The sequence below is a fragment of the Billgrantia antri genome (assembly GCF_019430905.1).
Taxonomy (GTDB): domain Bacteria; phylum Pseudomonadota; class Gammaproteobacteria; order Pseudomonadales; family Halomonadaceae; genus Halomonas; species Halomonas antri.
In genome coordinates this window covers 440,804-454,777 of sequence record NZ_JAHYCA010000003.1, presented here as the reverse complement: position 1 = coordinate 454,777, position 13,974 = coordinate 440,804, and the positions used below count along the sequence as shown (strand labels likewise).

The 13,974-nt window shown below is 62.7% G+C and carries 11 protein-coding genes; 9 read left to right on the top strand and 2 right to left on the bottom strand.

The genetic code is table 11. From position 1 onward, the window contains the following. Positions 1-29 precede the first annotated feature (29 nt). From KPL81_RS10105 to KPL81_RS10085, 5 genes are all read left to right on the top strand, one after another. Positions 30-494 (top strand): 2-hydroxyacyl-CoA dehydratase, encoded by a 465-nt coding sequence (locus tag KPL81_RS10105; RefSeq protein ID WP_219791816.1) that lies wholly within the window; start codon positions 30-32, stop codon positions 492-494. 47 nt (positions 495-541) lie between these two features. Continuing rightward, positions 542-1,000 (top strand): GIY-YIG nuclease family protein, encoded by a 459-nt coding sequence (locus KPL81_RS10100; RefSeq protein ID WP_219791814.1) that lies wholly within the window; start codon positions 542-544, stop codon positions 998-1,000. Between the two features lie 170 nt (positions 1,001-1,170). Next, the gene (locus KPL81_RS10095; RefSeq protein ID WP_219791812.1) at positions 1,171-2,415 is read left to right on the top strand and encodes a GspE/PulE family protein; all 1,245 of its coding nucleotides are present in this window, start codon (positions 1,171-1,173) and stop codon (positions 2,413-2,415) included. A 190-nt stretch (positions 2,416-2,605) separates the two neighbouring features. After that, positions 2,606-3,220 (top strand): L,D-transpeptidase family protein, encoded by a 615-nt coding sequence (locus KPL81_RS10090; protein WP_219791810.1) that lies wholly within the window; start codon positions 2,606-2,608, stop codon positions 3,218-3,220. Between the two features lie 192 nt (positions 3,221-3,412). Further along, positions 3,413-3,676, top strand: a complete 264-nt coding sequence (locus KPL81_RS10085) for an Lpp/OprI family alanine-zipper lipoprotein (protein WP_219791808.1) — start codon at positions 3,413-3,415, stop codon at positions 3,674-3,676. A 132-nt stretch (positions 3,677-3,808) separates the two neighbouring features. On the opposite strand, the gene KPL81_RS10080 is transcribed toward KPL81_RS10085, so the two are convergent. After that, on the bottom strand, positions 3,809-4,888 hold the full coding sequence (locus KPL81_RS10080; RefSeq protein WP_219791806.1) for a L,D-transpeptidase family protein: 1,080 nt from the start codon (positions 4,886-4,888) through the stop codon (positions 3,809-3,811). 191 nt (positions 4,889-5,079) lie between these two features. Beyond that, a complete protein-coding gene (gene mfd / locus KPL81_RS10075; RefSeq protein WP_219791805.1) occupies positions 5,080-8,529 on the bottom strand; it encodes a transcription-repair coupling factor in 3,450 nt (1,149 codons plus the stop codon). Positions 8,530-8,760: 231 nt separating this feature from the next. Between mfd and KPL81_RS10070 the strand changes: the two genes are divergently transcribed. From KPL81_RS10070 to KPL81_RS10055, 4 genes are all read left to right on the top strand, one after another. After that, positions 8,761-10,224 (top strand): glyceraldehyde-3-phosphate dehydrogenase, encoded by a 1,464-nt coding sequence (locus KPL81_RS10070; protein ID WP_209472849.1) that lies wholly within the window; start codon positions 8,761-8,763, stop codon positions 10,222-10,224. Positions 10,225-10,586: 362 nt separating this feature from the next. Next, positions 10,587-11,936, top strand: coding sequence for a Na(+)-translocating NADH-quinone reductase subunit A (locus KPL81_RS10065; RefSeq protein ID WP_209472846.1), 1,350 nt, complete (start codon positions 10,587-10,589; stop codon positions 11,934-11,936). Then, on the top strand, positions 11,936-13,162 hold the full coding sequence (locus KPL81_RS10060; RefSeq protein WP_219791803.1) for an NADH:ubiquinone reductase (Na(+)-transporting) subunit B: 1,227 nt from the start codon (positions 11,936-11,938) through the stop codon (positions 13,160-13,162). Before KPL81_RS10065 ends, KPL81_RS10060 begins: the two co-directional genes overlap by 1 nt. Beyond that, the gene (locus KPL81_RS10055; RefSeq protein ID WP_219791801.1) at positions 13,162-13,974 is read left to right on the top strand and encodes a Na(+)-translocating NADH-quinone reductase subunit C; all 813 of its coding nucleotides are present in this window, start codon (positions 13,162-13,164) and stop codon (positions 13,972-13,974) included. The genes KPL81_RS10060 and KPL81_RS10055 overlap by 1 nt, the downstream gene beginning before the upstream one ends.

Genomic DNA, 13,974 nt, shown 5'->3' with positions numbered 1-13,974 from the left:
GGGCTGGCTGCGTGCCATCGGGGGCTCACATGCGCTTTCATCAAGTCAAGGAACTGGTCGAGTGGGCGGCGGACTACCATGCTCGACTGGCTGATCACTATTCCCGTCTGGCCGCGACGGGTAACGATGAACGGGTACGGATGGCGCTGGAATACCTGGTAGAGCGGGAGCGCAAGCTGCAAGCCGACCTGCTGGGCTACCTCAATGATGGCAGCGACCATGGCGGCGTGCTCGGCACCTGGTTCGACGATCCCAACGACTTTCCCCACCCCCCGGTCCTCGAGCGCTTGCCGGAAGGCGTCGAAGGCAAGAGCGTGCAGAGCGTGCTGGCCACGGCGCTGACCGCACACAGGACGCTTCAGGACCTTTATGCCCATCGGGCCGACCTGGCCGGCAGCGTCCATGAGCGGGAATTCTTCGAGGCCTTGGCGAAGGGGCATGAGGGAGAGGTGCGACGCCTCGTACGTGACATGCAGAGGCTCGAAGACTATTGAGTTTATGTGCCAAACTGCAGATATAACCCACGATCAAGGAGATCGCCATGTCGGAAAGATTCATGTTGAGCTCCATCTCGAACGACCTTCTCTCTCCCGAGATGCTCGGGTACTGGAACGACGCGTCGCTGCGTGATGTGCCGGATGACTCCGGTATCTACTGTGTCTTTCGTGCAGCGACGGATCCCGAGACCAACGTCATGGAGGTCCAGCAGCTGCTCTACGTGGGTGAGCATCGCAACGTGCGGTATGCCCTTCAGCACCATCCCGACAATGAAAAATGGCGCACTTACCTGCAGCCCGGCGAGGAACTCTGGTACTCCATGGGTCTGTGTGGCCATGCCAACCGTGAACGCCTGGCTGCGGCCATGATTTATGCGCACAAGCCCCGATGCAACGCTGCCAGCGAATACCTGGATCACTATCCGTTCCCGGAGACCACGGTGCATATCTACGGGAAGAAGCACAAGCTGCAGAGCATCTTCACCGTGGAGCACCGCCCCTAGCACGATAGCCGGAAAGGGCCGCAGCGCGGCTGCGGCGAGTGCCCCCCGACAGGCGTGCCTGTCGGGGGCACTGTGCTTTGGCGCTGCGACGTGATGCACTTGAGCTAGACTGCTTTCAGCGGCCGAGTCTCGCCGCTTCTGTGCCAGGGTCCGTCAGGGAGGAGCAGACCGTGTCCGAGGCGTACTACAAGCAGCACTTGTTGCCTGCACTGTCAGCGCAGATGGAAGTGGGGCAGTCGATGGGAGGGGCGACGCTCGAAGCGTTCGCTCTCCTCGGCGATGCGCTGCGTGCCAGGGCTACCGACGTGCATCTCGATCCCGACCATGAGCACTATCGCGTCCGCCTGCGTATCGATGGGCGTGTCGTCGATGCGTTGCGGGTCGATGTGGTTCAGGGCGCGCGTCTGGTGAATCAGTTCAAGGTGTTGGCCAAGCTCAACCCCGTGCCATCTCTCGTCACCGCCGAGGGGGGCTTCCATTGGTCGCGCAAGCAGGACGGCGAGCAAGAGGTTCATCTGCGCGTTACGGCGGTGCACTGCACGGCGGGGGAGAAGTTGGCGATTCGCTTCCTGGCGCCGCCGCAAACCTTCGATGATGTCGTGGAGCTGGGGATCGGCGAGGAGGGCGCGTTGGGCATCCGGCGCTGGATGGACGCCACGGGCAGTATGCTGCTGGTAGCCGGGCCCACCGGTGCGGGCAAGACCACCACGCTCTACACCCTGCTGGGCCAGCTGCAGCTGACCGATAGCCACGTGATCACGCTGGAGAATCCGGTCGAGTACAGCATCCCCGGCATCAACCAGATCCAGGTCGACCTCGACCATGGCCTGGATTTCGCCAGCGGCACGCGCTCGCTCTTGCGGCTGGATCCTGACTACGTGCTCATCGGGGAAGTGCGCGACCGCGAGTCGGCACTTGCTGCCCTGAGCGTTACCAGTAGCGGCCGCTCGCTGATGGGCACGCTGCACAGCCGCGACGCCGTGGGTGTGGTGACCTCGATGCGACAACTTAGTCTGGCCGACAGTGAGATCAGTGCCAATCTCGGCCTGGTTATTGCCCAGAGGCTGGTGCGCAGACTGTGTCCGCACTGTCGCGAGCAGGCGCCGCCGGAGCGACATGACCAAGAATGGCTGGAAGCGATAGGCAGGACGCCACCAGCGCTGGCCTGGCGCGCCAAGGGGTGTCCGCAATGTGATGGTCTTGGCTTTCGCGGACGCATCGGTGTGTTCGAGATCTGGCAGCTCGCTCCTGAGGATCATGCCCGCATCCTGCGCCATGCGGACGAGTCGGAGCTGCGCCGTGGCCTGCTCGAACGCGGTGTCGACCTGATGCTGGCGGATGGTCTGGCCAAGGCCGAGGCGGGCGTCACCAGCCTGCGGGAAGTGTTTCGCATGGGGGCCATTCTTTCGGCTTGAGCGGCAGGCTTTTGTCTGGCCTGGGATCGACCTTAATACTGGTGCACTAACGTCTAGCGAGCTTGAATAAAGTGGGCCAGTTTCCTCTGGCGCCGCCTGTCGAGCCTGGTTACGTTAAGTGAACTGACAGTCGTCAAGCGATACGTTATAAAGCGTCTGTCACCTGCCGTTCCGCCCGAGTGAGGAGTCGATGAAACACGTATCCCGTCGTCGCTTCGGCCAGCTTGCCCTGCTGGCGCCCTTCACTCTGCTGATGGCCGATGAAGGCCGGGCCAATCTGATCGAGACATTGCTGACGCGTGCCCATCTGCCTCGCCATGCCGATGAGATCTGGGTGCTCGTCGATGACAGTGAAGCTTCGCTGAGCCTCTATCGTGGTAATTTGCTCCTCGAGCGCTTCGCTCCCATCTCGTTGGGTCGTTCCGGGGCGAGCGTCATGCGGACACAGGGAGACAATAAAACCCCGAAGGGTGAATTTCGCGTCAATCGGTTCAACTGGGAGAGCGACTGGCACGTTTTCATCGGTCTGGACTACCCTACACCCTCTCATGCGCGCATGGCGTTGGAATCAGGGCTTTACACGGAGCAGGATTACGCAGATTATTTCGCCTACTATCGCCACCACGGGTATCCGCCGCAGCAAACCGTACTGGGAGGCTTCATCGGAATCCATGGCGTCGGTAGAGGGGACCCAGAGGTTCATGCCAGCTATCACTGGACTCAGGGATGCGTGGCGGTGACCGACGAACAGATCGAAAGGCTTTCCGAGCTAATCGACATTGGCACTCGCGTCGTCATCCGCTAGGCTCTAGATACGCAAGGGACGTTTCGAGCTATGGACAAGCGCCGTCTGGTATTATAAAACAGCGTTTGACTCCTGTGCTTGGCAGCAGTCGCTGCAAGAATCCTGCATTGAGCAGGGGAGCCTGGATCACAGGCAACATCAACGCCGCTGTACTAACGTGTGCAGTACCAAGGAAGACTCAAGGAGAACATCATGACTCTGAAGACCACCCTGAAGCTGACCGCCGCCGCCGCTTCCATGGCCATCCTGGCAGGTTGTGCCAGCAATTCCGCTCTGGACGAAGTTCGCCAGACTGCTGAAGCTGCTCAGGCCGACGCTGCAGAAGCGCGCAGCATCGCCACTCAGGCTCAGAACACCGCCAACCAGGCTCAGCGTGACGCCCAGGCGGCTCTGCAGATGTCCGAGCAGAACCGCGAGGAAATGAACCGCATGTTCCAGCGCTCCATGCAGAAGTAATTCTGCTGAGCGCCGCATCGCCCTCGGGCGGTGGCGGTTCTGCAACGAGAAAACCCCGCCTCGGCGGGGTTTTCTCGTTCTGGGATGGTTCGTCAGGCACCGGCGAGCCGGTGCCTGTTGGCTCTAGTGTGATCAAAGGTGGCTGACTTCCAGCTCCGAAAACAGCCCCGTCTGCTGGCTGATCTCGAGTTCCGAGAACAGCCCCTCGTCCAGTGTTTCTTGCCGATCTTCCGGGGCAGGCTCTTCCTCGGCGACCCGGAGTAGGGATACCAGGCGACCGTTGGGCTGCTCGACGACCTGGCGCAACTGGGCGTAATCGATCGGTGCGGGCTCCTCTCCGAAGGCGTCAGCCACGATCTCCATGGCGTTGAGGATTGGCTCGAAGGTGCCCACGTTCTCTTCTAGCAGAGGGAACGACTGTGCATAGAGCACGCCGTCCGCCGACCACGCGACCTTGAACGGCTGGTCGATGATGTTGACTTGCGTACCACTGGGCACGCGCTCGTAGAGCGACTCGATGTCCTCGGGGAACATGCGGATGCAGCCGCGGCTGGCACGCATGCCGACGCCGTCGGGTCGGTTGGTGCCGTGGATCAGGTAGCTCGGCAGTCCGAGCAGGATGGCGTGACGACCCAGCGGGTTGTCAGGGCCTGGTGGTACCACGGCGGGGGGGGGCTCGCCGCGAGCGGCGGCTTCCTCACGCATGGAACGCGGAGGCGACCAGTGAGGGTCCTTGACCTTGACGGTGGTACGGGTCACGCCCACGGGCGTGGCGAAGCCATCCCGACCGATGCTGATGGGATACGTCTCGACGATGCCGGGGCGCGAGTAGTAATACAGGCGCAGCTCCGAGAGGTTGACGACGATGCCTTCCCGCGGTGCGTCCGGGAGGATGTACTGGGCCGGGATCACCACCTCGGTGCCGGGGCGGGGCGCCCAGATGCTGACCTCGGGGTTGGCCATGCGGATCCCCTCGTAGCCCACGTTGTGGCGGCGCCCGATATCGAGCAGGGTCTCGCCCTCCTCGACGGTCACGGTATAGGCCTCGCCGATCACGTTGCCCTCGTCGGGCAGGTGGAAGTGGCCGCGGGGTAGCTCCCCGGAGCTGTCGGCGCTTTCCTCCTCGGCAAGGGTCGTGGTCGCCAGCAGGGCGGCAAGACCGAACAGGGCAACGCCAAGACCGATGCGTCTGGTCAATGTCGGGTTCTTCATCTACGTCGTGTTCTCGTCATAGGGTCACCGGCAGTGTCCTGCCGAACAGGCAGTGTCGCTTGGTGACGGTCTACGCCTTCCGCTGGGGTGGCGTCGGGTTGGTTCAAGGCTGCGATGGGACACACTGCATAGTATAGCGTTCCCGGCTCTGGCGGGAGTAGCGGCGCGTCATTGCGCGATGGGCCGCCTCGTCAGGCGGCCTGGGCCTTGCGGTTGAGGGCATCGAGCAGTTGCTCCACGGCCTGGAAGCGGGCCTCCGCGCTGTCCATCTCGTCAGTGAAGCGCAGGGTGTCGGCGCCATCGAGCCGATAACGTTGCGGTTCGGCCTGAATCATCTTGACCAGCGTCAGCGGGTCGACCCGGGTCTGGCCGCCAAAAAGCACCCTGCCGCGTTCGGCGCCGGCCTCCAGGCGCACGATACCGAGGCGCTCGGCGCGCTGGCGCAGGCGGGTCTGGCGCATCAGCGTCTTGACCGCGGCCGGCAGAAGGCCGAAGCGATCGATCATCTCCACCTGCAGTTCCTTGAGCTCGGCCTCGTCGGCGGCGCTGGCGATGCGCTTGTACATCACCAGGCGCTGCTGGACGTCGGGCAGGTAGTCGTCGGGGATCAGGGCCGGCAGGTTGAGGCTGATCTCGACGCCATCGCTGAGCGGTGCCTCGATGTTGGGCGTCTTGCCGGCGCGGATGGCGGCCACGGCGCGATCGAGCATCTCCATGTAGAGGGTATAGCCGATGGCCTCCATCTGGCCGCTCTGCTCCTCGCCGAGCAGCTCGCCGGCACCGCGGATCTCCATGTCGTGACTGGCCAGGGTGAACCCCGCGCCGAGGTCCTCGGCGGCGCCGATAGCCTCCAGGCGCTTGACGGCGTCCTTGGTCATCGCCCGCGGCGGTGGAGCGAGCAGGTAGGCGTAGGCTTGATGATGGCTCCTGCCCACTCGGCCTCGCAGTTGGTGCAACTGGGCCAGACCGAACTTGTCGGCGCGCTCGATGACGATGGTGTTGGCACTGGGCACGTCGATGCCGGTCTCGATGATGGTGGAGCAGACCAGCACGTTGTAGCGCTTGTGGTAGAAGTCCGACATCACCCGCTCGAGGGCGCGCTCGGGAAGCTGGCCATGGGCCACCGCGACACGTGCCTCGGGAACCAGGTGGCGAATGGTATCGGCGGCGGTCTCGATGGTCCTGACTTCGTTGTGCAGGTAGTAGACCTGTCCTCCACGCAGGATCTCGCGCAGGATCGCCTCCTTGATGGTCGATTCGTCGCGCTGCTGGACGAAGGTCTTCACCGACAGGCGACGCGCCGGCGGCGTGGCGATTATCGACAGGTCGCGGATGCCGCTCATGGCCATGTTGAGCGTGCGTGGAATCGGTGTGGCGGTAAGGGTGAGAATGTCGACCTCGGCGCGCAGTTCCTTCAGGCGCTCCTTCTGGGCAACGCCGAAGCGATGCTCTTCATCGATGATGAGCAGTCCCATGTTGGGCAGCTTCATCGACTTCGAGAGTAGCTTGTGGGTGCCGATCACGATGTCGGCCTGGCCGCTCTCGATGCGCTTGAGCGATTCCGCCTGTCCCTTGCCTGCAGTGAAACGTGATACCAGCTCGATCTGCACCGCGGTGTCGGCGAAGCGGTCGCGGAAATTCTCGTAGTGCTGGCGGGCGAGCAGGGTGGTCGGTACCAGCACCACCACCTGGCGACCGGAATGTACGGCGAGGAAGGCGGCGCGCATGGCGACCTCGGTCTTGCCGAAGCCGACATCGCCGCATACCACGCGATCCATTGGCTTGGGTGCGGTCATGTCGCCGATCACGGCGCTGATGGCAGCACGCTGGTCGGCGGTCTCCTCGAACGGGAAGCTGGCGGCGAAGCGGGCGTACTCCTCGTCGGGTGTGACGCAGGCAAAGCCTTCACGTGCCTCGCGCCGGGCATAGACATCGAGCAGCTCGGCGGCGGTGTCGCGAATCTTCTCCGCCGCCTTGCGGCGCGCCTTGTCCCACTGATCCGAGCCTAGTCGGTGCAGGGGGGCCAACTCATCGTCGGCGCCGGCGTAGCGCGAGATCAGGTGCAGATTATCCACCGGGACGTAAAGCTTGGCACCGTCGGCATATTCGAGGGACACGAACTCCGCGGCCTGACCGCCGGCCTCCAGGCGTTCGAGACCGCGATAGCGCCCGACGCCATGGGTCTGGTGGACCACCGGGGCGCCTGGACGCAGCTCTGCCAGGTGGCGAATAGCCAATTCACCCATGTCGGTCGCCTTCTCGCGGCGGCGACTCTGGCGCACGACATCACCGAACAGCTCCGTTTCGGTAATGACGGCAATGTCGGGTTGCTCCAGCCATAGTCCGCTGCCGACCTCGCCCTCGGTAATGCCCAGGCGTGAGTCGCCCTGGCGGAAGGCATCGAAGCTAGCAGCATGAGGGAGTGACAGGTGCAGCGGTGCCAGGGTCTCCTCCAGCGCCTCACGGCGGCCGCGCGATTCGGCAACGAACAGCACGCATGTGCTGCCGTGTTCGGTCAGGAAGCCCTGCAGTGCGGCCAGCGGCTGTTTGGCACGGGCGTTGATTGCCACCTCCGGCAGGGGCCGCGAGGCCGTCTCGAGGGCATGGGGATGCTGGCTGTCGGCGGTCAGTTCGACACGTGGATGACGCTTGATAGCGGCGAAGACCTCGGCGACGGGGACGAAAGCCCGGTGGGGGGGCAGCAGCGGCCGGGTCGGATCGACGCCAAGATTTTCATAACGGCTCTCGATCGCCTGCCAGTGGTGCTCGGCGGCGGCAAAGGACTCGGGCAGGAGGGCCACGCGTGTTCCTTCGACCAGGTGGTCGAACAGCGTCGCCGTCTCCTCGAAGAACAGCGGCAGGTACTGTTCCAGGCCGGGGGAGGGGATGCCTTTCAAGGCATCGAGGTACAGCGGGCACTGGCGCGGATCGACGTCGAACAGGGTCTCGAAGCCTTCGCGGAAGCAAGCGATGGCGCTGCGCGAAAGCGAGTACTCGTGTGCCGGCAGCAGCTCCACTCGCTCGATCTTGTCCTGGCTGCGCTGGGTGTCGGGGTCGAAGCGACGCAGGGTATCGACTTCGTCATCGAACAGGTCGATACGCAACGGACTCTCGCTGCCCATGGGGTAGAGATCGATCAGCGCCCCGCGCAAGGCGTATTCGCCCGGCTCGTACACCGTCTCCACGGCACGATATCCGGCACGCGACAGGCTCTCGCGAAAGCCCTCGCGATCCAGCCGCATGCCAACTTCCAAGGTCAGTACGCGGCCAGCGATGTAATCCACTGGGGGCAACCGCTGCATCAGGGTGTTGATCGGCACCAGCACGATGCCATGCTCACCATTCTGCAGCCGACGCAGGGTGCGCAGCCGCTCAGAGACGATGTCCTGGTGCGGCGAGAAGCTGTCGTAGGGCAGCGTTTCCCAGTCGGGGAAGGGCAGCACGGGGACGCGGGCATAGAAACGCAGATCATTTTCCAGCCGCTGCGCGCTGGCGGTGTCGGGAGCGATGACCAGCAGTGGCGCATCGTCGGCGAGATGTGCCAGCGCCAGGGCAGCCGCGCTGCCCGGCGGCATTTGCCAGTAAAGGGTATCGCGAGTCCCCGTTGGGTGGGGCGGATCGAGCGGCGAGAGTTTGGGCATGATGTCGTCGGGCGTTCCGTCGTCGTGTGGGCCGGCCGGCAGGCCGTTCGCAATGCCTGGCTGAGAGCAGCAACAGGAGCAAAGGGGGATCATACCAGCCCGATGCGACGCTTGTAGTCAAGCAGCGATTCCTGTAATCCCCCTACAGCACCTGCGACCATCCTGCGATTGCCCCAGCGAAACGCGAACGGGATAATAAACCGGAATTTTCGATTTTCAGAGAGGCTTCACGTGAGTCAGCAACCCCTCGAGAACGTCTTCCAGGAATGGCACGACAATCAGGCCCTGGCCGAACAGATGATCCCGCTCATCGGCAGCCTCTACCGGCATAACAACGTGGTCACCACCCTCTATGGGCGCTCGTTGTTCAACCGCTCGGTGATCCGCATCCTGAAGGACCACCGTTTCGTCAGAAAGGTCGAGGGCACCGAGCTCTCGGTGCAGGATACCCTGCCGCTGGTCCAGGCCATGATCGAGCTCAACCTGGGACCGGCTCACGTCGATGTCGGCAAGCTTGGCGTGGCCTTCAAGAAGCGTGGCGGCGGCGACGCCAAGGCTTTCCTGCGTGATGAGCTCGCCGAAATCGTCGATGCCCATGATCCCAACGGCAATAACGGCCAGTCCAAGGATGTGGTGCTCTACGGCTTCGGTCGCATCGGTCGTCTGCTGGCACGGGTGCTGGTGGAGAAGGCTGGCGGCGGCAACCTGTTGCGTCTGCGTGCCATCGTGGTACGTGGCCGTGGCGATATCGCCAAGGACCTGGAGAAACGTGCCAGCCTGCTGCGCCGGGATTCGGTCCATGGCCCCTTCGACGGCACCATCAGTGTCGACTACGAGGCCCGCACCATCACCGCCAATGGCAACGTGATCCAGGTGATCTATGCCGATAAGCCGAGCGACATCGACTACACCGCCTACGGCATCGACAATGCCGTGGTAGTCGACAATACCGGCATCTGGCGCGACGAGGCCGGCCTGGGTCAGCACCTGGAGTGCAAGGGCGTGTCAAAGGCACTGCTCACCGCGCCGGGCAAGGGCGATATCAAGAACATCGTCTTCGGTATCAACCATGGCGACATCGCGGCGGACGATACCATTCTGTCGGCGGCCTCCTGTACCACAAATGCCATCGTGCCGGTGCTCAAGGTGCTCAACGACGAGTACGGTATCGAGTGCGGTCACGTGGAGACGGTGCATGCCTACACCAACGACCAGAACCTGATCGACAATTACCACAAGGGCGATCGACGCGGCCGCAGTGCACCGCTCAACATGGTGCTGACCGAGACTGGCGCCGCCAAGGCGGTGGCCAAGGCCCTGCCCGAGCTTTCCGGCAAGCTGACCGGTAACGCCATTCGCGTACCGATCCCCAACGTTTCCATGGCCATCCTCAACCTGACGCTGGGCCGCGAGACCGATGCCGAGGCGCTCAACGACTACCTGCGTCGCATGTCGATCGATTCCTCCTACCAGAAGCAGATCGACTTCGTCGATTCGCCCGAGGTAGTGTCGTCCGATTTCGTTGGCAATCGCCATGCCGGCATCGTCGACGCCAAGGCAACCATTGCCAGCGGGAAGCAGGCGGTGCTCTACGTCTGGTATGACAACGAGTTCGGCTACAGCTGTCAGGTGGTGCGCATCCTGCAGCAGATCTCCAACGTGCACTTCCTCAAGTTGCCGCGCGCCCAAGCCTGAGCTTCTCGGGCAAACCCGACCTCGCGGGTCGGAATTCTCTGACCCGCGTCACTTATCGGTCATGCCGGGCGGCGCCAGCGTGGCGCTGACCCGGTTCCTTCAGACGCACGAAAACCCCTGAAACGAACGCATTTCAACGCCTATTGAACCCTTTCGAAGCCAGGCGTAGCGTGGTTTTTTACCCCCTTTTGCGACCTTAGGCCGTGTGGTCTTTGGTCGCGCTTGTCTTTATAATGCTGTGGATTTTTTCGGGGTGGCCCGGAATGCCTCGGGCCTGACTGGTAACGTACTGACTCAACAAGAATTCGAATCCATTCGAACCCCTTTCCTTCGCATTTCCGATCCATCAACTGGGCGAGACTATGATCGAAGTCAAGAAAGGCCTGGATCTCCCCATCATGGGGACGCCCGAGCCGCGCATCGAGGATGCGCGACCCGTGCGTCACGTGGCTGTCCTGGGCACCGACTACGTCGGCATGAAGCCGACCATGGAGGTCCGGGAGGGGGACAAGGTCAAACTGGGCCAACTCCTCTTTACCGACAAGAAGAATCCCGGTGTGCGGTTCACGGCACCGGCTGCGGGCGAAATCGTCGCCATCCATCGTGGCGAGAAGCGCAAGCTGCTCTCGGTCGTCATCCAGATCGACGAAAACGAGGAAGCGGTCGAGTTCACGGCCCATGGGCGTGAAGGGCTTGACTCCCTGGATCGCCAGCGCGTCGTCGACCAGTTGGTCGAGTCGGGGCTGTGGACTGCACTGCGTACCCGGCCCTACTCGCGCAGCCCGGCGATCGACAGCGAGCCGGCCGACATCTTCGTCACCGCTATCGACACGCATCCGCTCAGCGCTGACCCTGCCGTCATCATCAACGAGCAGCCCGAGGCCTTCGAGGATGGGCTCAAGGTGCTGTCGAGTCTAACCCAGGGCAAGGTCTTCCTGTGTACTGCTCCCGACGCCAAGATTCCTGGCGGCGACGTAACGGGCGTGCAGCTAGAGACCTTTGCCGGCCCGCATCCGGCTGGCCTGGTCGGTACACATATTCATTTCCTCTCTCCGGTCGCCCTGCACAAGCGTGTCTGGCACATCGGCTATCAGGACGTGATCGCTTTCGGCAAGCTGTTCGCCGAGGGGCGGCTCGACATGTCGCGGGTCGTCGCCGTGGGCGGGCCGCGTGCCGAGAAACCGCGTCTGTTGCGCACGCGAATCGGTGCCAGCACCGAGGAACTGTTGGCCGGGGAAATCCTCCAACCCCAAGATACTCGCGTGATTTCCGGGTCGGTGTTCTCCGGATTTACCGCGGAAGGTGGGCTGCGCTACTTGGGCCGCTTCCACAACCAGTTCAGCCTGATCGAAGAGGGCAACAAGCGCGCCTTCCTGGGGTGGCTGTCTCCGGGCAACAACCGTCACTCGGTGCTGGGCATCTATCTGTCGAAGTTCAAGGGGCTCTCCAACTACGCGCCCAATACCTCCACCAACGGCTCCGAGCGGGCGATGGTGCCGGTGGGCGTCTACGAGGAAGTGATGCCGTTGGATATTCTGCCGACCCAGCTGTTGCGTACGCTGATCGTCGGTGACATCGAGGCGGCCATGCAGCTTGGGTGTCTGGAGCTGGATGAAGAGGACCTGGCACTGTGCACCTACGTGTGCCCGGGCAAGTACGAGTACGGTCCCATCCTGCGTGACAACCTCACCATGATCGAGAAAGAGGCCTGATGATGGGTATCCGACAGACACTCGACAATCTCGAGCCGCATTTCCACAAGGGTGGCAAGTACGAGAAGTGGTATCCGCTCTTCGAGGCGGTCGACACCATCTTCTACTCTCCGCCCAGCGTCACCAAGACCACGGCGCACGTGCGTGATGGTATCGATCTCAAGCGCATCATGATCACCGTGTGGCTGTGCACCTTCCCGGCCATGTTCTTCGGCATGTGGAACGCCGGCTGGCTGGCCAACAGTGCCATCGCTGACGGCTATGCTTCGATGGACGGCTGGCGTGAGGCGATTCTCATGGTGCTCGCCTCCGGCCACGACCCTGACAGCCTGTGGGCCAACTTCGTGCTTGGTGCCACCTATTTCCTGCCGATCTATCTGGTGACCTTCGTGGTCGGTGGGTTCTGGGAGGTACTCTTCGCCGTCAAGCGTGGTCATGAGGTCAACGAAGGTTTCTTCGTCACTTCCGTGCTCTATGCCCTGATCCTGCCGGCTACCATCCCGCTGTGGCAGGTGGCTCTGGGCATTACCTTCGGTGTGGTGATCGGCAAGGAGATCTTTGGCGGTACTGGCAAGAACTTCCTCAATCCGGCCCTCACCGGCCGCGCCTTCCTTTACTTCGCCTATCCGGCGCAGATCTCGGGTGATGCGGTATGGGTGGCTGCCGACGGCTACACCGGGGCAACGCCGCTTTCCATCGCTTTCCAGGACGGCATGGCGGCGCTGAGTTCCCAGTATAGCTGGTGGGACGCCTTCATCGGCTACCTGCCGGGCTCGGTTGGCGAGGTCTCGACGCTGGCCATCTTCGTAGGTGCGGCAGTGCTGCTGTGGACCAAGATCGCCTCCTGGCGAATCATGCTGGGCTGTCTGCTCGGCATGGCGGGGACCAGCCTGTTGTTCAACCTGGTCGGCTCCGAGAGCAACCCGATGTTCGCCATGCCGTGGTATTGGCATCTGGTCGTCGGTGGCTTCGCCTTCGGCATGGTGTTCATGGCCACCGATCCGGTTTCCGCTTCCATGACCAACCCGGGGCGCTTGATCTTCGGCATCCTCATCGGTGTGATGACCGTGCTGATTCGCGTGGTCAACCCGGCATTCCCCGAAGGCATCATGCTGGCGATCCTGTTTGCTAACCTGTTCGCACCGCTGATCGATCACTTCTTTGTTCAGGCCAACATCAAACGCCGCATTCAGCGAGTCGGCGTCCCGGCCGAGGAGACTGCCTGATGGCACAGAGCAATAACTCCATCAAGAAGATCCTGACGGTGGCGTTCGCACTCTGTATCGTGTGTTCGGTCATCGTGTCCACCGCGGCGGTGGCGCTGCGCTCCAAGCAACAGCTCAACCAGGAACTCGATCGCAAGACCAACATCCTCAGCGTGGCCAACCTGTACGAGCCAGGCATGGACGTGGAGGCGGCATTCGGTGAGGTAACCCCACGCGTGGTGGACATGCGTACAGGGGAGTACACCGACGAGTTCGACCCGGAAACCTTCGACCACTTCCAGGCCGCGCGCGATCCGGCCACGGGGCGCACCCTGTCCGGCGACCGCGATATTGCCGGCCTGAGCCGCGTCGAGAACTATGCCACCGTCTACCTGGTCGGCGATGCCGAGGATCCGGATCAGATCATCCTGCCGATCCGTGGCCAGGGGCTGTGGGGGCTGATGCGTGGCTTCCTGTCGGTGGAGGGCGATGGCAACACAATCGTCGGCATCACCTACTATGAACACGCCGAGACCCCAGGGCTAGGGGCCGAGGTGAATAACCCGCGCTGGCAGGCCCAGTGGGAAGGCAAGAAGATCTTCGAAGACAAAGAAGATCTGACCCCCGATATCCACCTGACCAAGGGGGGCGCCGACGACGAGACCGAGATCGATGCGTTGTCCGGCGCCACATTGACCAGCAACGGCGTGACCAACATGCTGCAGTTCTGGCTGAGTCCGGAGGGTTTCGGCACGTATCTGACTCGATTCCGTGAGGGAGTCGATACAGAGCAAGCCCAGGAAGCCGACGTCGAACTCGAAGCAGAAGCTTAA

Bases quoted from the DNA above. Each gene is read 5' to 3' on its own strand.
- KPL81_RS10080 (WP_219791806.1), bottom strand. From the start codon at position 4,888: ATGAAGAACCCGACATTGACCAGACGCATCGGTCTTGGCGTTGCCCTG.
- KPL81_RS10060 (WP_219791803.1), top strand. From the start codon at position 11,936: ATGATGGGTATCCGACAGACACTCGACAATCTCGAGCCGCATTTCCAC.
- KPL81_RS10090 (WP_219791810.1), top strand. From the start codon at position 2,606: ATGAAACACGTATCCCGTCGTCGCTTCGGCCAGCTTGCCCTGCTGGCG.
- mfd (WP_219791805.1), bottom strand. From the start codon at position 8,529: ATGCCCAAACTCTCGCCGCTCGATCCGCCCCACCCAACGGGGACTCGC.
- KPL81_RS10065 (WP_209472846.1), top strand. From the start codon at position 10,587: ATGATCGAAGTCAAGAAAGGCCTGGATCTCCCCATCATGGGGACGCCC.
- KPL81_RS10100 (WP_219791814.1), top strand. From the start codon at position 542: ATGTCGGAAAGATTCATGTTGAGCTCCATCTCGAACGACCTTCTCTCT.
- KPL81_RS10055 (WP_219791801.1), top strand. From the start codon at position 13,162: ATGGCACAGAGCAATAACTCCATCAAGAAGATCCTGACGGTGGCGTTC.
- KPL81_RS10085 (WP_219791808.1), top strand. From the start codon at position 3,413: ATGACTCTGAAGACCACCCTGAAGCTGACCGCCGCCGCCGCTTCCATG.
- KPL81_RS10105 (WP_219791816.1), top strand. From the start codon at position 30: ATGCGCTTTCATCAAGTCAAGGAACTGGTCGAGTGGGCGGCGGACTAC.